22 protein-coding genes are annotated in these 20910 nt (G+C 61.1%); 13 read left to right on the top strand and 9 right to left on the bottom strand.

What is annotated here, in order from left to right; all coding sequences use genetic code 11:
* Positions 1-56: 56 nt before the first annotated feature.
* The 3 genes from GM676_RS11565 (at position 57) to GM676_RS11575 (ending at position 2783) form a co-directional block, all read left to right on the top strand.
* Positions 57-536, top strand: a complete 480-nt coding sequence (locus GM676_RS11565) for a hypothetical protein (RefSeq protein ID WP_155463720.1) — start codon at positions 57-59, stop codon at positions 534-536.
* 67 nt (positions 537-603) lie between these two features.
* A complete protein-coding gene (locus GM676_RS11570; RefSeq protein ID WP_155463721.1) occupies positions 604-1089 on the top strand; it encodes a hypothetical protein in 486 nt (161 codons plus the stop codon).
* A gap of 125 nt (positions 1090-1214) precedes the next feature.
* On the top strand, positions 1215-2783 hold the full coding sequence (locus GM676_RS11575) for a methyl-accepting chemotaxis protein (protein WP_155463722.1): 1569 nt from the start codon (positions 1215-1217) through the stop codon (positions 2781-2783).
* Between the two features lie 36 nt (positions 2784-2819).
* On the opposite strand, the gene GM676_RS11580 is transcribed toward GM676_RS11575, so the two are convergent.
* The 4 genes from GM676_RS11580 to GM676_RS11595 form a co-directional block, all read right to left on the bottom strand.
* Complete coding sequence (locus tag GM676_RS11580) at positions 2820-6404, bottom strand: ABC transporter permease/M1 family aminopeptidase (protein ID WP_155463723.1); 3585 nt, start codon at positions 6402-6404, stop codon at positions 2820-2822.
* Positions 6405-6413: 9 nt separating this feature from the next.
* Positions 6414-7307, bottom strand: a complete 894-nt coding sequence (locus GM676_RS11585) for an ABC transporter ATP-binding protein (RefSeq protein ID WP_155463724.1) — start codon at positions 7305-7307, stop codon at positions 6414-6416.
* A 167-nt stretch (positions 7308-7474) separates the two neighbouring features.
* Complete coding sequence (locus GM676_RS11590; RefSeq protein ID WP_155463725.1) at positions 7475-8671, bottom strand: ABC transporter permease; 1197 nt, start codon at positions 8669-8671, stop codon at positions 7475-7477.
* Between the two features lie 3 nt (positions 8672-8674).
* Positions 8675-9457, bottom strand: a complete 783-nt coding sequence (locus GM676_RS11595; protein WP_155463726.1) for an ABC transporter ATP-binding protein — start codon at positions 9455-9457, stop codon at positions 8675-8677.
* A 110-nt stretch (positions 9458-9567) separates the two neighbouring features.
* Here GM676_RS11595 and GM676_RS11600 point away from each other — a divergent pair, with 110 nt between their 5' ends.
* Positions 9568-10002, top strand: a complete 435-nt coding sequence (locus tag GM676_RS11600; protein ID WP_155463727.1) for a hypothetical protein — start codon at positions 9568-9570, stop codon at positions 10000-10002.
* Positions 10003-10037: 35 nt separating this feature from the next.
* Positions 10038-10679 (top strand): 2-polyprenyl-3-methyl-6-methoxy-1,4-benzoquinone monooxygenase, encoded by a 642-nt coding sequence (gene coq7, locus GM676_RS11605; RefSeq protein WP_155463728.1) that lies wholly within the window; start codon positions 10038-10040, stop codon positions 10677-10679.
* Here coq7 and GM676_RS11610 read toward each other — a convergent pair.
* Complete coding sequence (locus GM676_RS11610; RefSeq protein WP_155463729.1) at positions 10670-10996, bottom strand: hypothetical protein; 327 nt, start codon at positions 10994-10996, stop codon at positions 10670-10672. The genes coq7 and GM676_RS11610 overlap by 10 nt on opposite strands.
* A gap of 6 nt (positions 10997-11002) precedes the next feature.
* Positions 11003-11428 (bottom strand): OsmC family protein, encoded by a 426-nt coding sequence (locus GM676_RS11615; protein WP_155463730.1) that lies wholly within the window; start codon positions 11426-11428, stop codon positions 11003-11005.
* 221 nt (positions 11429-11649) lie between these two features.
* Here GM676_RS11615 and rplM point away from each other — a divergent pair, with 221 nt between their 5' ends.
* The 4 genes from rplM (at position 11650) to erpA (ending at position 14116) form a co-directional block, all read left to right on the top strand.
* Complete coding sequence (gene rplM / locus GM676_RS11620) at positions 11650-12078, top strand: 50S ribosomal protein L13 (protein ID WP_056157909.1); 429 nt, start codon at positions 11650-11652, stop codon at positions 12076-12078.
* A 9-nt stretch (positions 12079-12087) separates the two neighbouring features.
* The gene (gene rpsI, locus GM676_RS11625) at positions 12088-12480 is read left to right on the top strand and encodes a 30S ribosomal protein S9 (protein WP_092279325.1); all 393 of its coding nucleotides are present in this window, start codon (positions 12088-12090) and stop codon (positions 12478-12480) included.
* Between the two features lie 162 nt (positions 12481-12642).
* Positions 12643-13680, top strand: coding sequence for an N-acetyl-gamma-glutamyl-phosphate reductase (gene argC, locus GM676_RS11630; RefSeq protein ID WP_155463731.1), 1038 nt, complete (start codon positions 12643-12645; stop codon positions 13678-13680).
* A gap of 85 nt (positions 13681-13765) precedes the next feature.
* Positions 13766-14116, top strand: a complete 351-nt coding sequence (erpA, locus tag GM676_RS11635) for an iron-sulfur cluster insertion protein ErpA (RefSeq protein WP_155463732.1) — start codon at positions 13766-13768, stop codon at positions 14114-14116.
* Between the two features lie 61 nt (positions 14117-14177).
* Here erpA and GM676_RS11640 read toward each other — a convergent pair whose 3' ends face one another.
* Entirely contained in the window at positions 14178-14696 is a 519-nt protein-coding gene (locus tag GM676_RS11640; RefSeq protein WP_229262643.1) for an FAD-dependent oxidoreductase, read from the bottom strand.
* A 51-nt stretch (positions 14697-14747) separates the two neighbouring features.
* On the opposite strand from GM676_RS11640, the gene GM676_RS11645 reads away from it, so the two are divergent.
* Positions 14748-15323 (top strand): TetR/AcrR family transcriptional regulator, encoded by a 576-nt coding sequence (locus GM676_RS11645; protein WP_371866202.1) that lies wholly within the window; start codon positions 14748-14750, stop codon positions 15321-15323.
* Positions 15324-15353: 30 nt separating this feature from the next.
* Here the strand turns inward: GM676_RS11645 and GM676_RS11650 are convergent, their stop codons facing one another.
* Positions 15354-16451, bottom strand: a complete 1098-nt coding sequence (locus GM676_RS11650; RefSeq protein ID WP_155463735.1) for an anhydro-N-acetylmuramic acid kinase — start codon at positions 16449-16451, stop codon at positions 15354-15356.
* A 105-nt stretch (positions 16452-16556) separates the two neighbouring features.
* On the opposite strand from GM676_RS11650, the gene GM676_RS11655 reads away from it, so the two are divergent.
* Positions 16557-17630, top strand: coding sequence for a DUF4351 domain-containing protein (locus GM676_RS11655; RefSeq protein ID WP_155463736.1), 1074 nt, complete (start codon positions 16557-16559; stop codon positions 17628-17630).
* A gap of 32 nt (positions 17631-17662) precedes the next feature.
* On the opposite strand, the gene GM676_RS11660 is transcribed toward GM676_RS11655, so the two are convergent.
* Entirely contained in the window at positions 17663-19054 is a 1392-nt protein-coding gene (locus GM676_RS11660) for a M23 family metallopeptidase (protein WP_155463737.1), read from the bottom strand.
* 159 nt (positions 19055-19213) lie between these two features.
* Here GM676_RS11660 and tyrS point away from each other — a divergent pair, with 159 nt between their 5' ends.
* Positions 19214-20467 (top strand): tyrosine--tRNA ligase, encoded by a 1254-nt coding sequence (gene tyrS / locus GM676_RS11665; RefSeq protein ID WP_155463738.1) that lies wholly within the window; start codon positions 19214-19216, stop codon positions 20465-20467.
* Positions 20464-20910, top strand: coding sequence for a D-aminoacyl-tRNA deacylase (gene dtd, locus GM676_RS11670; RefSeq protein WP_155463739.1), 447 nt, complete (start codon positions 20464-20466; stop codon positions 20908-20910). Before tyrS ends, dtd begins: the two co-directional genes overlap by 4 nt.

The following is a 20910-nucleotide window of genomic DNA, read 5'->3' on the forward strand; positions in this document are numbered from 1 at the left end:
ATGCTCAGGAACGCTGATGAACAGCGATCTGCCAACCCAAGAAAAGGAACATAGTCATGAAAACCAAAACCCTGATGATTACCGGCCTGCTTTCGATGATCAGTGCTGCCGCCTTCGCGCAGACGCCAGTGGCCCAGGTCCACCAAGACAACGTGCAGATCATCCAGGACAGTCAACGGATTCATCAAGACAACCGCGAGATCCAGCATGACAACGCTGTGATCGCGGTCAAGAAAGGCGAGGTGGCCGCAGGCAAGCAGGAACTGCGTGCTGAGAAGCACGAGCGCAATGCCCTGGCCCGCGCTGAGAACGCCGAGCTGAAGAAAGGCGATCTGGCCGGCGCCCGTCAACTGGATCAAGCCCGCCGCGACGAGCAGCACGCAATCAATCAGCAAAAGCATGAAATCCGGCACGATGAGAAAGTGATCGCCCATAAAAAGGCGGACAAGCAGGAAGCCAAGCTGGCGCGCCATGAAGACAAAGCGGAGCGTCACGAAGACAAGGTCAAGCGCGATCACGACGCCGGCAAGATTTAATTGCGATTTCGGCAAGAAAAACCGGGCGCCTTCAAAACGTCCGGTTTAGTGCTATATTGAAGGGATCATGACTGTTACGCTCAACACTGTTACCTCCAATGCGGCTTACCAGCCGTATGTGCCGACCGTCTCCCCGGCGCCGTCGGCCGCGGCCTTGTCGTCGCAGGCGGTGAGCTTGTCGGCGCAGTCGGCGGTGGTGGCTTCGCTGGGCGCGTCGACCGGCGCCACGGTGTACACGCCGAGTGGTTTGCTCACTGCCTTGCAGCAGGCGGGCACGGTGGAAGAACCGGTCAGCGTGCCGGAAGAAGGCAGCAATGTTGATACTTCCACCACGGCGCAGCAGGCGCTGGACCAGGGCATTGTCTCCACGCTGGCGACCAATCCTTCGGCGTCCGGCATTTACACCGGCGCCGGCACTGTTAGCGGCGCGCTGTCTGAACAAGCCGCCGCCAACTGGGCGGAACTGCTCAAAACCAATCCCAATCTGGCCAGCACGGTCGTCTCCAGTTCCTATGACATGGGCCTGGTCAGTTCGCTTTCCGTGACCGCGTAAGCACTTGGGCGTTTGCTGTGGTAAACTATTGATTCTTTAGGGTAATCGTACTTCTTCTACCCGAATCGCAGTTTCAATTGTGGTCACGCTTCTTTAATTCCCTAGCCTTCACGGGCGCATTCATCATGAAAAATTTGAAAATTGGCACGCGCCTTGCGGCGGGCTTTGGCTTGGTATTGGCGTTGATGATCTTGATGACGGTGATCGGCATCCGTCACATGCACACGGTGGCCTCGGCCACGCGCGACATGATGCAGCAGCCGCTGGCCAAGGAGCGCATGATTTCGGACTGGTATCGCCTGATCCACACCAGCGTGCGCCGCACGTCGGCCATTTCCAAGAGTTCCGATCCTTCGCTGGGACCGTTCTTTGCCGAAGAGACGGCCGCCTCCACGGCCGAGGTGAACAGTTTGCAGAAGAAGGTCGAGCCGCTGCTGGCAAGCGATGAGGAAAAAGCCATCTTCACCGGCATGATGGACAACCGCAAGCGCTACCTCGCCTCGCGCGACGCCATTGTCGCGCTCAAGAAGGAGGGCAAGTTTGAAGAAGCGGCCGAGGTGCTGGACAAGCGCTTCACGCCGGATGGCAAGGCCTATCTGGCTTCGCTGAGCAGTCTGCTGGATTTGCAGCGCAAGAGCATCGACGCCAATGCGGAGCGGATTGAAGCGCTGTACGAGAGCAATCGCACCTTCATGGTGGTGTTTGGTCTGGTGGTGCTGGCGCTGGGTGTGATGTGTGCGTGGCGCCTGACGCGCGGCATTACTGTGCCGCTGAGCCAGGCGGTGGATATCGCCGTGGCCGTGGCGCACAAGGATCTGACCTCGCATATCGAAGTCAGCAGCACGGACGAAACCGGCCGGCTGCTGGACGCTTTGCAGAAAATGAATGACGGCCTGATTGGCATCGTGAACGAGGTGCGCAATGGCACCGAAAGCATTTCGACCGCGTCGAGCCAGATCGCCGCCGGCAATCTGGATTTGTCGGGTCGTACCGAGGAACAGGCCTCCAGTCTGGAAGAAACCGCGTCGTCGATGGAAGAGCTGACCCAGACCGTGAAGCAGAACGCGGACAATGCGCGCCAGGCCAACCAGTTGGCGGTGAAGGCTTCGGAAGTGGCGCAGCGCGGCGGCGGCGTGGTGTCGGAAGTGGTGGATACCATGGAAGCCATCACCGGCTCGTCGCGCAAGATTGCCGACATCATCAGCGTGATTGACGGCATCGCCTTCCAGACCAATATCCTGGCCTTGAATGCGGCGGTGGAGGCGGCGCGTGCCGGCGAGCAGGGCCGCGGTTTCGCGGTGGTGGCGTCGGAAGTGCGCAACCTGGCGCAGCGCAGCGCGGCGGCGGCCAAGGAGATCAAATCGCTGATCGACGATTCGCTGGAGAAGGTCGATGCCGGCAGCAAGCTGGTGACGCAGGCCGGCAGCACCATGCACGAGGTGGTCGACAGCATTCAGCGCGTGACCGACATCATGGGCGAGATTACTTCGGCTTCGCTGGAGCAGAGCAGCGGCATCGAGCAGGTGAATCAGGCCATCGGCCAGATGGATCAGGTGACGCAGCAGAACGCGGCGCTGGTGGAGGAAGCCGCAGCCGCGGCGTCCTCGCTGCACGATCAGGCCGATGCGCTGACGGCGATTGTGGCGGTGTTCAAGCTGCAAGAGGCGCCGGCGGGCCGCTTGCAGCTGCGCTAGTCGCCGTCGTTTCGGCCTTCGCCGGAATGACGTGCTTTACTGTGCTTGCAGTTCGACGTTGATCATGTTGTCGTCGGGCTTGCGGTCGATCAGCTTGTTGTCCGGGTCGATGCCGGCTTTCGCTGGCTTGCCGTTGACGATCACCGTGTAGCGGTTCTCTTTCTGCGTGATCAGCATGCGTTCGCGCAGCAGGCTGTTGCCTTCCTTGTCATCGACGCCGACGTCGATCCAGTCGCGCAACGGCGTGTCTTTCTCTTCGCCTTGCTCGCCCGCGCGCACCTTGGCGGCGCTGACGGCGAAGCTGACTTCATACCGCCCATCGCTCAGCTTGCGGGCCGTGGCCGAGGTCGCATGGTTTTCATACAACACGATGTCGTTGAACAGGTCGTCGATCAAGTAGGCCTGATCGGCCGGCGTCACCTTGCGCAGCGCATCGACCAGTACCGTCACGCTCGGATACGGACCGGACTTGCGGCCATACTGTGTCAGCAGTTCCTTCAGCGCGCTGTTGATCGTGGCCTCGCCGAGGATATCCTGCAACTGGTACATGGCCAGGCTGCCCTTGCGGTACTGGATGTAGTTCTGGTTTTCATTCTCCGCCAGCGGCAGTTCCTTCTTGCGCTCCAGCGCGCGGCCCAGCAGGTACTGATCGAGGTCGTAGTGCAGGAAGCGGCGCATTTTTCCGGCGCCGAAGTTTTTCTTCATGACCATCAGCGCCGAGTACTCGGCCAGCGTTTCGCTCAGCACTGAGCTGCCGCGCGTGTTGCCGCCCACCAGCTGGTGGCCCCACCATTGGTGCGCCACTTCGTGCGCGGTCACGTAGAACGGGTAGTCGATGTCCTTCGGATTCTTGTCGTTGACCTTGGCGATGAAGCCCACCGATTCCGAATACGGAATGGTGTTCGGATACGACTGCGCAAACTGGGCGTAGCGCGGGAATTCGACGATGCGCACCAGCTTGTGCTGATACGGGCCGAAGTTCCTGGTGTAGTAATCCAGCGATTCCTTGATGCCCTTGTCCATGCGCTCCAGGTTGTATTCGTGGCCCTGCTGGTAGTACAGCTCGATGCCGACGTCCTGCCACCAGTCGCGCTTGACCAGGTAGCGCGCCGACTGGAAGGCGTACATGTTCAGCATCGGCTGTTCCATCTTGTAGTGGAAGTAGCGGCGGCCTTTGCTGGTCCAGTCCTTGACCAGCATGCCGGGGGCGATGGCGGTCTGGTCGGCGCTGGTGCCGACGGTGGCGTCAAAGCTGATCCAGTCGGCATCGTTGCCGGCGAAGTTGTTGGCCAGGCCGGCTGGATCGTCGCGCGGCAGCATGCGTTCGCGCGCGGCCAGTTTATGTTTCTTGCGGTCGCGCGCATCGCTCAGTTCCCAGTCCTGCTGGTAGCCGATGTGCGGCATGATGCCATTGTTGAAGAAGGTGCCGTTGGCGATCACCGGCGTGTCGCGGCCCAGTCCCAGTATGCCTTGCGGCGTGTAGCTGATTTCAAAATCCATGGCCAGCTGCGCGCCCGGCGCCAGCGGGGTGCTCAGCTTATAGCTGTAGAAGCCCAGTTCGGCATCCTGCACGCCGTTGCGCACCTGCTGGCTGAAACGCACGTGGTACTGCGCCACGCTGTTGTCCTGCGAGATGATGATGTCGCTGACCGGTTGCGCGGTTTTGTTCTGCAATACGTAGCGGCCCTTGACGGTCAGGGCGCGCTGTTCCGGCCAGATGTCGACGCCCAGCTTGACGTCGGTGATGCGCGGTTGCGGCAGCACGGCGTATTGCTTGTACTTGCGCTCGTAGTCGGCTTTTTCGGTTTCCTTGTGATAGGCCGATTTGAAACAGTCGGCCACGTATTGGTTGTAGAACAGCACGCCGCCGGCGCCGGCAAAGATGATGGCGCCGATGGCAATGGTGGTCAGCACCGGCACGGTCAGCGCGTGGCGCGCCAGTTGCAGGCGCTGGCGCCAGCCGTCATTGGTGCCGCGCGCCCAGAACAGCAGGGACAGCACGATCAGCAGCAGCGCCGCGCCGCCCCAGTAGGCTTCGTACCAGCGCTCGCGCAGCAGGAAGTGGCCGTAGCCGTTCATGGCCGAGTAGGTGATGCTTGGCATGTTGCCGTAGATGAGCATCGGATTGTCCAGCCCGATGCCGGGCGCCGTCACGCTGATGATGTAGTAGACGATCATCGCGAAGTAGGCCAGGTAGCGCTGGTTGATCAGCACTTGCAGCGCGATCGCCAGCACCGCCGTCAGCGCATAGCCCGGCATCTGCACCAGGAACAGGTGGTACAGGTACAGCCCCGGTTGCAGCAGGAAATAGCCCTGGAAGATTTGCACCGCCATGCCGGTCAGCATGACGATCAGCATCAGCAGCGCTTGCAGGCCGATCAGCGCGAACAGCTTGGCCAGCAGCGGCAGCCAGCTCGGCACCGGCAGCGCGTCCAGCATCTGGCCCATGTGGGCTTCGCGCTCGCGCCAGATCAGTTCGCCCGCGTAGAAGGTGGTGATCACCATCATGAACAGGGCGAAGGTTTCGCTGACGATTTCCAGCACCTGATACGTCACCGGATAGGTGGTGGTGCCAAACATCGAACCCATGTCCAGCGAGGCGGCGCCCATCATCAGCACGCCGGCCAGCACGATCACCAGGAAGTAGATGTTCTTGGTGGTTTCGCGCAGGTTGAGCCAGCTGGAACGCAGCAGCAGCCGGCCCAGGCTGCGCGCCGCGAAGTCGGGCTTTTCCTGGGTGTTGGTGGAGGTGTGCGACAGGTGCTGCGGGATCTCGCCTTCGCCGGTGCTAGCGCGCTTGCCGTGGCCGCTGTCGCTGGTGGCGATGAAATGGAAGCGCCAGTAGCCGACCAGCAGGCCGGCCAGCGCGGCGCCGGCCCAGATCACGCGGTTCAGCAGGTACACGCCCTCCGGCAGGAACATGCGGGTATTGCGCTCGATGATGGGCCAGTACTCGGTCAGGCGGATCACGGCGGTGGTGCCGAAGGGGTCGATCAGGGCGGCGAAGGTTTTGTAGTCGAGGTCGCGCGCCAGGCCGGGCGCCACCATGTAGCCGATCAGCATCACCACGCTGGAGATGTAGACCGGCAACATGCGCCGCGTCAGCGCGGCCAGGATGAAGAACACCGCGCCGAAGATGAAGATGTTGGGCAGGATGACGATCAGGTAGGGGATGAGGTAGGCGATCGCATCCGCATGCGCCAGCCGCTCGGGATCGATGCCGGGGATGAAGCTGCCCAGCCACGCGCCCAGCAGGATGCTGGTGAAGATCACCGCCAGCGTGAGGTAGGCGCCGAGGAAGCGGCCGAACATGTACTGGTGCTTTTTGATCGGCGCACTAAAGAAGAAGTGCTGCATGTCGTATTCGAAGTCCTGCTGGACCGAGCGCCCCATCATGGCGGCAATCACGATCACGCCCAGCGAGCCGAGGAAGCTGGTGGTGAACATCAGCGAGCGCGGCGAATCGATCAGCTGGCTGCCGAAGGTGATCGAGGCGCCTTTGAAGAAGCCGCCGGCGGCGGCCATCCACAACATGGTCAGGGCCAGGAAGCCGAGGAAGTACACCCACGTGGACAAGAGCTTGAGGCGCTGGCGCGCTTCAAAAAAGGCGATGGCAAACATGATCCGGCCTTAATCGCAGCTGTTCGCGGCGCGGTGGCGGCCGGCGATGGTGGCGAAATAGACGTCTTCCAGATCGCCGATGGCTTCCTCGAAACCGTCGCCCGGATCGTCGTCGCTGTAGACGTGGATCAGGGTGCGGCCGGACAGCAGGCGCGAGGAGATCACCGGATGGCGCAGCTGGAACGATTGCAGGTCGCGCTTGTCGATGAAGCGGGCCCAGATCTTGTCGCTGACCTCGTGGATCAATTCCTGGGTCGGGCCGCACAGCAGCAGGTGGCCCTTGTTGATGATGGCCATGTTGGCGCACAGGTCGGCCACGTCGCTGACGATGTGGGTGGACAGGATCACGGTCTTGTCCTCGCCGATGTCGGACAGCAGGTTGTGGAAGCGCACGCGCTCCTGCGGGTCGAGGCCGGCGGTCGGCTCGTCGACGATGATCAGCTTGGGATCGCCCAGCAGCGCCTGGGCGATGCCGAAGCGCTGGCGCATGCCGCCGGAGAAGCCGCCCAGGCGCTGGTGGCGCACCTCGAACAGATTGGTCTGTTGCAGCAGGCCGTCCACCACCTCGCGCCGGCGGTGGCGGTTGCTCAGGCCTTTCAACACGGCGAAATGGTCCAGCAGTTCGTAAGCGGTCACTTTCGGGTAGACGCCGAAATCCTGCGGCAGGTAGCCCAGCAGGCGGCGGATTTCATCTTTTTCGTCCAGCACGTCCAGGTCGCCGAAGAACACCGAGCCGGAATCGCATTCCTGCAAGGTGGCGAGGGTACGCATCAGCGTCGATTTGCCGGCGCCATTGGGGCCGAGCAGACCGAACATCCCGGTCGGGATGGTGAGCGAGATATTGTCCAGCGCAACGACGCCGTTGCTATACGTTTTGGACAAGTTGCTGATGCTTAATTCCATGCTAACTCCAGATTCTGCACGACAAACCACTTTTCACATGATGGCATTGTATTGAATTTGATCCACAGGAGGGGCGCCATTGCGATGGGCGGCAAAATGGTGCGCCAGAGTGCAGGATTGGCGGAACAGGCCGTTCGGCCTGAGGTGTGGTTGAATAGACAACTTATTCAATTCCTAAACAAAACCTGCTCGCGGTTGAACCACCAGCGGCACAGGGTCAGCAACAGCCCGGCTGTCACCGTTGTTGACAGTAATATCACGGAGAACATGCGGTAGTCCATGGTTCCTTTGACCAACTCCTTCATCGCCAGTGAAACGTTGGTGAGTGGTACCATGGCCCATTTCCAGTTCAATTCCACGCCGGGCAGCAGCGCCACCAGCGTCGGCAGGATGGTGACGATGATCAGCGGCGAGATCAGGCCGGCCGCCTCCTTGTAGCTTTTGGCGTAGACCGAGATCGACAGCAGGATGGCGGCAAAGATGGCGGCGGTCGGTACCAGCATCAGCGCCACCATGGCCAGGTCCAGCAGGCCGATGGCGCGCACCATCAGCACCAGGTCGCCGCCGATGGACGGGCCGAAGAAGTGCAGCAGCAGGCCCACGCTGGCGATCATCAGCAGCGCCGAGGTCAGGCCGATGGTGAACAGCATCAGGAACTTGGCCAGCACGATGGCGGTGCGCGAGACCGGCGCCAGCAACAGGGTTTCCAGCGTGCCGCGCTCCTTTTCGCCGGCGCCGGTGTCGATCGCCGGGTACATCGCCGCCATCAGGCACACCATCAGCAGCACATAGGGCAGCATGCCGCCGATCACCGCGCCCATCTGCTCGCGCTTGTCGGCGGTGGAGTGGTCTTCCAGCGTGATCGGATCGAGCGCGAACGCCAGTTGCTGCTTGTTGAGGTTGAAGGCCGAGAGGGCGCGCTCGCGCAGTTCGCGGTTCTCGCCGCCGATCACCGACTGTACCCGCTTGCGGGTCAGGTCGATGGTGGCGGCGCTGTTGTAGTGCAGCTGGATCACGCCTTGCCGCTGGGCGCCGAGGTGGTCGTTGAGGCCGGGCGGGATCACCAGCGCAAACTTGATGCGCTCGGTGGCGATGGCGCTTTTGATGTCATCCGCGCTGGCCAGCACGATTTCATGGAAGCCTTTTTCTTTGGCGAAGCGCTCGGCCAGTTGCGGCGCGCGTTCCTTGCCGAAGATGGCGTAGGCCATGTCGGCCGTGCTGGCCTGCTTGAACATGCTGGAGCTCAGGAAGCCGAAGCCGCCAAAGATCAGCGGCATGGCAAACACCGGGATGAAGACGGTGAAGAAGAAGGTACGGCGGTCGCGCGCCAGTTCCAACAGTTCCTTGAGGTAGATGGTCCACATGGCTCAGCCTCCCTGATTGATGACGCCGACAAAGGCGTCGTACAGATCGGCGCTGCCGCCGAGGTGGCGCAGCTCGTCCATGCTGCCGTGGAAGGCGGTCCTGCCGTGGTTGATGATGCAGACGCGGTCGCACAGCTTCTCCACCTCGTGCAGGTGGTGGGTGGAGAAAATCAGCGGCACGCGCAGGGCCTTGTAGCTGGCGATGAAGTCCAGCAGGATCTTGGCCGACATCACATCGAGGCCGGTGGTCGGCTCGTCGAGAATGACGATTTGCGGCTCGTGCACCACGGTGCGGGCGATGGCGCATTTCTGCTTCATGCCGGTGGACAGCTGGTCGGCGCGCTTGTTGCCGAATTCATGCATTTGCAGCAGCTCGAACAGCTCGTCGCAGCGGCGCTTGAGGTAGGCCGGGCTCATGCCGTGCAGGCGGCCGAAGTATTCGATGTTTTCGCGCGCGGTCAGGCGGCCGTACAGGCCGGTGGAGCCGGACAGGAAGCCGATGTGCTGGCGCGCGGCGACCGGATTGGCCAGCAGGTCGACGCCGTTGGCGTGGATGCTGCCGGCGTCCGGCTTGAGGGCGGTGGACAGCAGGCGCAGGGTGGTGGTCTTGCCGGCGCCGTTGGGGCCGAGCAGGCCCAGCACTTCGCCCGGTGCGCAGCGGAAGCTGACGTCGCGCACCGCGTGGAACCAGCCGTCGTGATGATCGCGCGGATCGCGCGCCGTGGCGTGTTTGCTGGCGCGGGCGGGCAGGCGAAAGCGTTTGGCCAGGCTTCTTACCTCGATCATCGTGGTTGCCCCAAGTTGAAAGTTTCAAGAATAGCATGTCAAAATTCTTGCACGCAAGCTACTGCTTCGAGAAATCCTTGCTATAGTCGCACACGGGAGCGTAGCGAAAAATGAATCCGCAACTGAAGGAAAAAATACTGGCAGTCATGCAGAGCGGCGTCGACCGCGAAGAGTCCACCGGCTTCTTCCGCGTGGCGCTGGGCCTGTATTACCTGTCCGGCCTGATGACCAAGGAAACCCTGGACTTCAAGCAGCTGGACCGCGACTTCAACCGCTTCATTTACCACACCATCGGCAAAGGCCACAGCATCACCAGCATCCTGCAATACATGAGCGGGGAGAAGGTGGTGAAAGTGGTGGAATCGAAGCGCTTCCTGAAAGCCTTCGGCGAGCACTGCACCGAGGTGCCGCTGGAGAATATCCCCTTCCTGCTGGGCCTGAACCTGGGCGTGGCCAAGGACATCTCCGGGATCGACGTGCGCGGCCCGGTGGCCGACTACATCGAGCGCCAGCGTCAGCTACGCGAAGAGGCCGATGCCAGTTAAAATGTGGCTTTCCATCTGAAGACACGAGTTTGCACATGGCCGCACATCATCACACTCCCCTCGACCGTTTCATTGCCAGCGCCGACAAAGCGTTGCGCGTGGTGGCTGGCGTCGCCTCCGCCTCGCGACCGACGCCGGCGGCGCACGCGGCCGATGCGGAGATGAGCGAGACCGAACGCCGCCATGCGGCCGGCCTGATGCGCGTGAACCATGTAGGTGAAGTGTGTGCGCAAGCGCTGTACAACGCGCAGGCCCGCTTCGCCCGCACCGGGCAGATCCGTGAGCAGTTCGAGCATTCAAGCCGTGAGGAAGAAGACCATCTGGCGTGGACCGCGCAGCGGCTGGAAGAACTGAACTCGCACATCAGCGTGCTGAATCCCTTGTTCTATGCCGGCGCTTATGCGCTGGGCACGGTCGCCGCCGTGCTGGGCGATGCACGCAGCCTGGGTTTTGTGGTGGAGACCGAGCGCCAGGTGGAAGCGCATCTGGAAAGCCATCTGGACAAGCTGCCGCCGCAGGACGCCAAGTCGCGCGCCATCGTCGACCAGATGCGCATCGATGAAATCGAACACGGCGCCGCCGCCCAGCGCCTGGGCGCCGCCCATGTGCCGGCGCCGGTGCAGCAGGCGATGTCGGTCATGGGCAAGGTCATGACCAGCACCGCCTACTACATCTGAACCTTGAGCTTGTGCAGGACCAGTTGGGCAATCGGGTGGGGCCATGACTCAAAGTTGTCGGCCGTGCTGCCATCGGCCACGTACGCGAGCGATTTCACGGTGCCGTCTTCGACCTGCACGCGCAAGCCGAAACTGTCCCCTTTATACAGGTAGACGGCGCCGTTATGCACAAACGGCACCTTGCCGATGGGGTACTCCGCGTAGTGCTCCTTATCGACATGCAGCCGCAAGGTAAACGGCTCGCGGAACACAACCTCATCGGCCGCCAGCGCAGTACCGGCAGTGGCAGCAAGCAGAATGGCGCATGGCAGCTTCATTCGGGATCAGACGACGTCGACGATTTCGAAGGAGTGGGTGATTTCGGCGGTCTTGCCCAGCATGATCGATGCGGAGCAGTATTTGTCGTGCGACAGGGTGATGGCGCGTTCGACTTGTTCCGGTTTCAGGCCTTTGCCGGTTACCACGAAGTGGAAGTTAATCTTGGTGAACACTTTCGGTTCGGTGTCGGCGCGTTCGGCTTTCAGCACGCATTCGCAGCCGCGAATGTCGGCGCGGCCTTTTTTCAGGATCAGTACCACGTCGTAGGCGGTGCAGCCGCCGGTGCCCAGCAGTACCATCTCCATCGGACGCGGCGCCAGGTTGTTGCCGCCGCCCTCGGGCGCGCCGTCCATGTTGACCAGGTGGCCGGAGCCGGTCTGGGCCAGGAAACTCATGCCCGACGGGCCATTCCAGCTAACTTTGCATTCCATTGCATTCTCCGTGTGAAAAACTTTGTCCATATTGTAATGGACCGCGCAAACCCTGTGTTTGCGCGGTCCCGATGCCAAACCAGGCTTGACGCGCAGCCGCCGGGGCTGTTATGATCGTGGGCTTTCCATTCGCTCAGGAAAGTAAATAAAAAGGCCGAGTCCGCTGTTTCTGTGGCGGAACCACCATATGAGCGGTAATTTCTAATTTAGAAAGTCATCACATGAAAACTTTTTCCGCTAAAGGACATGAAGTCCAGCGCGACTGGTTCGTGATTGACGCGACGGACAAAGTCCTCGGACGTGTTGCCAGCGAAGTGGCACTCCGACTGCGCGGCAAGCACAAGCCTGAGTTCACCCCTCACGTCGATACCGGCGATTTCATCGTCATCATCAACGCAGGCAAACTGCGCGTGACCGGCACCAAAGCAACCGAGAAGACCTACTACCGTCACTCGGGCTACCCAGGTGGCATCTACGAGACCAACTTCCTGAAAATGCAACAGCGTTTCCCAGGTCGTGCTCTGGAAAAAGCCGTCAAGGGCATGCTGCCAAAAGGCCCACTGGGCTACGCAATGATCAAGAAGCTGAAAGTGTACGCCGAAGGTTCGCACCCGCACGCTGCTCAGCAACCTAAAGCACTCGAAATCTAAGGAACTGACATGATCGGTAACTACAATTACGGCACCGGCCGTCGCAAGAGTGCAGTAGCTCGTGTGTTCATCAAAGCTGGCACTGGCCAAATCATCGTCAACGGCAAACCTGCGTCGGAATACTTCTCGCGCGAAACCGGCCTGATGGTTATTCGTCAACCACTGGAACTGACCGGCAACGTTGAACGTTTCGACATCAAAGTCAACGTCCACGGCGGCGGCGAGTCCGGCCAGGCAGGCGCAGTTCGCCACGGCATCACCCGTGCTCTGATCGACTACGATTCGGGCCTGAAAGGTGACCTGGCACGCGCTGGCTTCGTCACCCGCGATGCACGTGAAGTTGAACGTAAAAAAGTTGGTCTGCGCAAAGCACGTCGCGCAAAACAATTCTCGAAGCGTTAATTTTCACGCTCTGGTGCGCTGCTTGCGGCGCACTGCAAAAAAAGCCGCCGGCCTTGTGTCGGGCGGCTTTTTTTCCATCTGGCAGGCGTAATACGCCTGTAGCCATTGCCTGATAAAATGGCACCCATTTCTCCACGCATCCCCTCACTTCAAGGAAAGAACATGATCAAAGTTGGCATCGTCGGCGGCACCGGATACACCGGGGTGGAACTGCTGCGTTTGTTGGCAGTCCACCCGAATGTGGAACTGACGGCAATCACCTCGCGCAAAGAGGACGGCTTGCCAGTGGCTGATATGTTCCCATCGCTGCGCGGCCGCGTGAACCTGAAATTCTCCTCGCCGGAAAACGCCGACCTGACCCAGTGCGACGTGGTGTTCTTCGCCACCCCGCACGGCGTCGCCATGGCACAGGCGCCTGAGCTGCTGAAAGCCGGCGTCAAAGTCATCGACCTGGCGGCCGACTTCCGCATCAAGGACAAGGCCGTCTTCGAGAAATGGTACAAGATCGACCACACCTGCCCGGAACTGCTGGAAGAGGCGGCCTACGGTCTGGCCGAACTGAACCGCGATAACATCAAGAACGCCCGTCTGGTGGCCAATCCGGGTTGCTACCCGACCACCATGCAGCTGGGTTACTACCCGCTGCTGAAAAACGGCGTGGTCGATGCCGGCTCGCTGATCGCCGACTGCAAGTCGGGCGTGTCGGGCGCCGGCCGCAAGGCGGAAATCGGCACCCTGTTCTCGGAAGCCTCGGACAACTTCAAAGCTTACGGCGTGGCAGGTCACCGCCACACGCCGGAAACCTCGGCCCAGCTGCAAAAGTTCACCGCCGACAAGGTCGGCCTGATCTTCACGCCGCACCTGGTGCCGATGATCCGCGGCATGCACTCGACCCTGTACGCGCGCCTGACCAAGGACATCAGCAACGAAGACTTGCAGAAACTGTTTGAAGACCAATATATGGACAGCGCCTTCGTCGACGTGATGCCGTTCGGCTCGCATCCGGAAACCCGCTCGACCCGTGGCTCCAACATGCTGCGCCTGGCGCTGCACCGTCCGGACAACGGCAACACCGTGATCGTGCTGGTGGTGCAGGACAACCTGGTCAAGGGCGCGTCTGGCCAGGCTGTGCAGTGCATGAACCTGATGTTCGGTCTGGAAGAAACCCTGGGCTTGACGCAAATCGCCCTGTTGCCGTAAAACCCGCTGTTTTTGCGGGGTGCGGAGCATAAATCACACCAAGGGTCTATAATGGACCCTAACTGTTTTCTCGTAGGAGTTAGAAATGAATGCTGTTGCCGAAATGCCAGCACCTATCGTCTTCACCGATAGCGCTGCTGAAAAGGTCGCCCAACTGATCGAAGAGGAAGGCAATCCCGACCTGAAACTGCGCGTATTCGTGCAGGGCGGCGGCTGCTCCGGCTTCCAGTATGGCTTCACCTTCGACGAAATCGTCAACGAAGACGACACCACCATGGTCAAGAACGGCGTCCAGCTGTTGATCGATTCGATGAGCTACCAGTACCTGGTCGGCGCGGAAATCGATTACAAGGATGACCTGGAAGGCGCCCAGTTCGTGATCAAGAACCCACAGGCCACCTCGACCTGCGGTTGTGGTTCCTCGTTCTCGGTATAAGTTTTCGGATGCGTCCCCAAAAACGGCGGCCTGCGGGCCGTCTTTTTTTTATGGATCGCAGCTACTGTGTGAACATTTTCACCAGACTGTGCTGGGACTGCGCGCCGTAGAGGATGTCGTTGACTTCCTCGGCTTCCTGCGCGGCCTTGGTGCTGCGGGGGAAGAGCTGTTGTTCGTAGACGGTCAAAGCGGCTTCGAGGTCGTCAGGATGGGCGATGATGGCTTTGGCCAGTTCGGCGCCGTCGTACATGGCGAGGTTGGCGCCTTCGCCGGAGGGCGCCATCAGGTGGGCGGCGTCGCCCAGCAGCGTGACGCCCGGCACGCGCGGCCTGCAATGTTCTTGCGGTAGCGAATGGATCAGGCGCAGTACCGGGGCGCTGTCGCTGTCGGCGATGAACGCGGTCAGCGCTGGCGCCCACCCTTCAAATTCCGCCGCGATACGGACCTTGGCGGCTGCTGCATTGTTGAAGTCGATCTCTCCCAGCCATTCCTCAGACCGCCGCAATGCGATGTAAGCGTGCACCACGCCGCCCGGCTCACGGTGCGACAGGATGCCTTTGCCCGGCGCCAGGGCGAACATTGAGCCGCCGCCTGCCGCTGCCGCGCTGGCAGGATGGCGCAGGTCGGCGTCGTGCAGCCAACTTTCCGCTCCCTGTCCGAACGGCTGGCGACCGGGGCGGGGGCGATCTACTGGCATGTCGCCAACAAGAACGATTTGCTGACCGCCGCCTGCGACGCCATGGTGGGGCACGCGCTCGGCCAGCCGGTGACCGACGCCTCGCCGCACGAGACGATCCGCGCACTGGCCCTGAGCTTGTTCGATACCATCGATGCCCATCCGTGGGTAGGCTCGGCGCTTACGCGCTCGCCCTTGCAAATGCCGGTGGTGCGCATCCTGGAGCGGTTAGGCCAGCAGGTGAGGGCGATGGGGGTGGCGGAGGCTGGGCAGTTTGCGGCCGTGTCGGCGCTGCTGAGTTACATCGTTGGGGTCAGCGTGCAGAACGCGGCCAACGCGCAGATGGGCCGCGCGCTTGGTGGTGATCGTGAGGCGATTCTGGCGGAGGCTGCGCAGGCATGGTCGGCGCTGGATGCGGATGCGTTCCCGTTCGTGCGCAGCATTGCCGCGCAGTTCCCGGCGCATGATGACCGCGCGGATTTCCTCGCCGGGATCGACTTGATCCTGCGCGGCTTGTCGTCAAGGGTCTGAGACGAAAGCGATGCCGATCGCTCGCCGATCTTAGCGAGGGTAGAGCGCGCCGAGGACCCGCCCCCCGCTGGCGCCGGTGACGGCTGGCAGATTGCCCGCCAGCCGTTCGCTGAAGCGGTATCCCAGCCACGCAAACGCCAGCGCCTCCACGCGGTTGGGCGCCACGCCCAGCGCCTGTGTGGACGCGACCAATACCTGCTTGCCCAGTTCCTGCGCCAGCGCGTCCATCAGCATGCTGTTGTAGGCGCCGCCGCCGCAGATGTAGACCGCATCCGCGCCGCCCCCGCAGGCCTTGATCGCATCGGCCAGCGTGACGGCCGTGTACTGCGTCAAGGTGCGTTGCACATCCTCCGGCGCGGCCGTCGCGTGCACAGCGAGGCGTGCATCCAGCCAATCCAGATGGAAAAAATCGCGCCCCGTGCTTTTGGGCGCGGGCAGCGCCAGATAAGGTTCCTTGAGCAGCTCGGCCAGCAAATCGGGAAGCACCTTGCCGCTGGCGGCCCAGGCGCCATCGGCATCGTATTCCTGCTGGCGGTGGCGGCCGATCCAGCCGTCCATCAGCACATTGCCCGGCCCCGTATCGAAACCAGTTACGCGGCCATCGCCGCTGAGCACACTGATGTTAGAGATGCCGCCAATATTGGCCACCACGCGCGCCTGCCCGGGCTTGCCGAACAATGCCTGATGAAACGCCGGTACCAGCGGCGCACCCTGGCCGCCGGCCGCGATATCGCGGCTGCGGAAATCCGCGATCACATCGATGCCGCACAGCTCGGCCAGCAAAGCGGGATTATTGGTCTGGCGCGTGAAGCCCAGTTCAGGACGATGGCGTATGGTCTGGCCGTGCACAGCAACGGCGCGCACATCCTGCGGCTGCTTGCCCGATTCGCGCAGCAGTTCCGCCACGCAGTGTGCGTAATGCTGCGCCAATTGGTTGGCAGCCAACGCCTCGCGCTCGATCTCATTGACGCCGGCCGCCTGCAACGCCATCAATTCCGTGCGCAGCGACGGCGGGAACGCAACGTAGGCGGCTGCAATCGTGGTGATGCTGTCGCCAGTGAACTGCGCCAGCGCACCATCCACACCATCCAGGCTGGTGCCCGACATTAAACCGATATACAAAGCCATAGCGCCCCCCCCCAATGATTCACGAATTATAGTTCAGAGCATAACAAGGAGAGCGCTTGCATTTCCTCAATACGGCAGAGCAGGAGGGAACGGTAAACTGCAACGATGTCGAACATCGCCTATCCTGCCCGCTACGACTTGCCTTGGAAGACCTTACTGTCGCATGCCTTTCGGCCGTTCCTGGATTTCTTCTTTCCTGGTTTTAGTTCTCATATCAACTGGAAGCAGCGGCCTCGCTTCCGCGACAAGGAATTGGCGGGCGTTGGCTTAGGCGCCGGGCCGGACGTCATGGTGGTCGACAAGCTGGTCGAGGTTGGCCTTTGCAAAGGTCGTGTGCGCTCGGAGTTGATACACATCGAAATCCAGGCGCAGCGTGACCCGGCCTTGGCGCGACGCGTCTTTGACTATAACTGCCGGATTTGCAGGGAGTCCGATCTGCCCGTGGTCAGTCTCGTCGTACTGGCAGACGATGACCCGAACTGGCGTCCAACGGCTTATCGCAAGCGTGCTTGGAGCACGATGACGACGTTTTCCTTCCGCATGGTCAAGCTGCTTGACTATGCAGCTGACCTGGATGCATTGGAGGCCTCGCACAATCCCGCCGCCTGGGTCACGTTGGCCCATGTGCGTACATTGCTGGCCTGTCATGATCCGGACAAACTCTTTGCAGCCAAACTTCATTTGGCCCGGTTACTGTTCAAACATCGTTGGAGCAAGAAGCGCATAATCATTTTATTCAATGTGCTTAACTGGATGATGGTCCTGCCTGAGCTGTTACAGGAACGCTTTTTGGAGCAAGTTTTCCAGCAAAATAAGGAGAACGAGATGGCAGAGAAAGAACTCACTCCGTTTGAAGAATTAGAACAATGGTTTGCCAGAAAAATGGAGAAGCAATACAGGGAAAAATACCTGGGCGAAGGTCTTCTACAACGTGAGGAAAGTCGCCGACAAGGTCTTGAACAAGGTCTTGAACAAGGTCTTGAACAAGGCCGGGATGAAGGCCGGGAGGAAGGGCGCAAAGAAGGCGCGACCGCGTTGTTGGAGAGGCAGTTGGTTCGGCGCTTCGGGCCGTTGCCGCAAACGGTTCGGAAGAAGCTGGCCAAGGCCAGCCTGTCACAAGTGGAGGCCTGGAGCGATGCGCTTCTCGAGGTCACATCCTTGAAAGAAGTGTTCAAATAAAAAACAGGCCAGTCTAAGCTGGCCTGTGATGTTTATTTCGCTGCGACGCGGGTTGGTGTGCCGCCTCCGCCTGCCGGACGCAACAGCGCGAAGCGGTGCATCATGTCGTTGGCGTAGACTTTGAAGCGGCTCATCTCGGCCGCCGTCAGCGGCGCCTGGGCCTGCACGTTCATCGTGCTTGGGTCCCTGGCCTCGCCGCCCACGCGGAACTCGTAGTGCAAGTGCGCGCCGGTCGACCAGCCGGTGGTGCCGACGTAGCCGATCACATCGCCCTGGCTTACCTTGGCGCCTTTTTTCATGCCATTGCCAAAGCGGCTCATGTGCGCGTAAGCCGTGGTGTAATTGTTCCAGTGCTTGATGATGATGAAGTTGCCGTAGCCGTTCATGGTGCCGGCGAAATCGATCACGCCATCGCCCGCCGCGCGGATCGGGGTGCCGGTCGGCGCCGGGAAGTCGATGCCCTTGTGCGCTTTCCACTGGCCCGAGATCGGGTGCACGCGCATCGCGAAGCCGGACGAAATCCGCGAGAACTCCACCGGCGATTTCAGGAAGGCTTTTTTCAGCGACTTGCCGTCGAAGCTGTAGTAGCCGCCGCCTTGCTTGCTTTGCGGATCTTCAAACCACACGGACTGGTAGGTGGTGCCCTTGTTGGTGAACTCGCCCGCCAGCACGCGGCCGGCGCGCACGAACTCGCCGTCCTGCCAGAAGGTTTCGTACACCACGTTGAAGCTGTCGCCGCGTTTCAGGTCGCCGCGGAAGTCGATGTTGGTCGAGAACATCTCGATGATCTGCTTGACGATAGTGTCCGGCAGCTTGGCGCCGTCTTCGCTGGAGTCGGTGGCCGCGTACAGCGAACCCGAGCGGATGGTACGGGCGTGCATCTCGACGCGGCGTTCCAGCTTGGCCGGTTCGGCGGTCGCGACAAAGCCGTCGCCCTTGCGGGTGATCTTGATGTTGGTGACGGGATCGTCCTTGCCATCGACCACGGTGGCGCGCAGCCATTGCAGGTTGCCCTCATCGTCGGTCTGGGCTTGTACGCGCTTGCCGGTCTTGAGCTGCATCACGCCTTTCGCAACCTTATCTTTTTTGATAAAGTTCTCGGCTGCCTCGTCATCCACACCCAGGCGCGTCAACAGCGTCGCCAGCGTGTCGCCAGCGCGGATCTTCTCCTCGTGCACAAAATGCTCATTGGAAGACTGTTGTTCCAGCACATTGATCTGTGCGCTCAGGTCGGGTGCGACCACCGCTTCCTGTACCGTTTTCACTGGCAAATCAGACGCGTCAGGGGCGAGCGGAGCTACGCCGGCGGCACCAAAAGCACATACTGCGAGAAACAGGGCAGACGCGCTGATGATGCGCGCCTTGCGCGTAGAACCTAGCAGACTGAACAAGCGTGAGCTTGTGAATTTATGTATTTGGTTCATGCAATCAGTTAAAATTTGCCGCTTGAACTATTCAGGAACGTTTTATTTTTTCTAATTATGTGTTTGGTTAGTTTTCGTGCGGCAAGATTGATCGATCGAGGATTATATCAAACTCCTGAAGCTGTCCCCCTTTTTCTGAAAAAAACCGTTTAAAAAATGATGACTACCTCTTCTTCGATACCGCCGGCTCCCTCCAAAGCGTTGCCGTTATCCGACAACGTGCAAGAGGCGCTCGCCATCACCAAACGCGGTGTCGACGAGTTGCTGATTGAAAGCGAGTTCGCCCAGAAGCTGGCGCGCTCGGAACAAAGCGGCGTGCCGCTGCGCATCAAGCTGGGCCTGGACCCGACCGCGCCCGACCTGCACCTCGGCCACACCGTGGTGCTGAACAAGATGCGCCAGTTGCAGGACCTCGGCCATCAGGTGATCTTCCTGATCGGCGACTTCACCTCCATGATCGGCGACCCGTCGGGCCGCAACGCCACCCGTCCGCCGCTGACCAAGGAACAGGTCGAGCAAAACGCCATGACCTACTTCAAGCAGGCCTCGCTGGTGCTGGACCCGGCCAAGACCGAGATCCGCTACAACTCCGAGTGGTGCGACCCGCTGGGCGCGCGCGGCATGATCCAGCTGGCCTCGCGCTACACCGTGGCGCGCATGATGGAGCGCGACGACTTCACCAAACGCTTTAAAAACGGCACGCCGATCGCCGTGCACGAATTCCTCTATCCGCTGATGCAGGGGTACGACTCGGTGGCCCTGAAGTCGGACCTGGAGCTGGGCGGCACCGACCAGAAGTTCAACCTGCTGGTCGGCCGCGAGCTGCAAAAGGACTACGGCCAGGAGCCTCAGTGTATTTTGACCATGCCGCTGCTGGAAGGTTTGGACGGCGTGGAAAAAATGTCCAAGTCGAAGAACAACTACATCGGCATCACCGAGCCGGGCAACACCATGTTCGCCAAGATCATGAGCATCTCGGACGACATGATGTGGAAATACTTCGATCTGCTGTCGTTCCGTTCGATCGCCGAGGTCGCCGCGCTGAAAGCCGAAGTGGCCGGCGGCCGCAACCCGCGCGACGCCAAGGTCGCCATCGCGCAAGAGATCGTGGCGCGCTTCCACTCGCAGCAGGCGGCGGAAGATGCGCTGGCCGACTTCGTCAACCGCTCCAAAGGCGGCATCCCGGACGACATCCCGGAAGTGACGCTGGCCGGCGCGCCGCTGGGCATCGCCCAGTTGCTCAAGCAAGCCAACCTGTGCGCCTCGACCTCGGAAGCGATGCGCATGGTGGAGCAGGGCGGCGTACGCCTCGACGGCACCGTCATCAGCGACAAGGCGCTGAGCGTGCAGGCCGGCACCTTCGTGCTGCAAGTGGGCAAGCGCAAGTTCGCGCGCGTGACCCTGTCCGCATGATCGGCCTGCTGCAACGCGTAAGCAGCGCCAGTGTGGTGGTCGATGGCGTTACCATAGGCGCCATCGACGCCGGCTTGATGGTGCTGGTGTGCGCCGAGCGCAACGATACGGAAAAGGATGCGGACGCGCTGCTCACCAAGCTGCTCGGTTACCGCGTGTTCGCCGACGATGCCGGCAAGATGAACCGCAGCGTGACCGATACGCAAGGCGGCCTGCTGCTGGTGCCGCAGTTCACGCTGGCGGCCGACACCAAGTCCGGCACCCGTCCGTCGTTCACGCCGGCGGCCGCGCCTGCCGACGGCCTGCGCCTGTTTAATTACTTTGTCGAACAGGCGCGACTGAAACATGCAACGGTGCAGACCGGCCAGTTCGGCGCCGACATGAAAGTTTCGCTGACCAACGACGGACCGGTCACCTTCTGGCTGCAAACCAACGCGAAATAA

It is taken from the genome of Duganella radicis, from assembly GCF_009720825.1.
Classification (GTDB): domain Bacteria; phylum Pseudomonadota; class Gammaproteobacteria; order Burkholderiales; family Burkholderiaceae_D; genus Rugamonas; species Rugamonas radicis.